Annotated in this window: 1 other RNA gene; it reads left to right on the top strand. The window is 47.1% G+C overall.

What is annotated here, in order from left to right:
* Window positions 1-181: a transfer-messenger RNA gene (gene ssrA / locus QGH30_09785) on the top strand; the annotation flags it as partial.
* Between the last annotated feature and the right edge of the window lie 61 nt (window positions 182-242).

Below are 242 nucleotides of genomic sequence, written 5' to 3'. Positions count from 1 at the left end.
GGCTTGAGATGTTCGGGGGCGAGTCAGCCAGATAAACCTGAACTAGCTGGCCTTAAATCCTGCATCAGGGAGTTATTAACAGCGAACAAGGATGAAGAATCCAAGAAAGCTGATGACAAGCATGTAGTAGCTTCTATTGAGATGCTTTCGGACGCGGGTTCGATTCCCGCCACCTCCACCATTTCACCGAATCCCTTTTGACAAACCCTGTCATATTGGGGGTTGGATGTAAATTTTCAGTA

This window comes from Candidatus Krumholzibacteriia bacterium (assembly GCA_030748535.1).
Classification (GTDB): domain Bacteria; phylum Krumholzibacteriota; class Krumholzibacteriia; order JACNKJ01; family JACNKJ01; genus JASMLU01.
The sequence above is the reverse complement of the archived record's forward strand: the minus strand, read 5'-3'. Positions and strand labels throughout refer to the sequence as shown.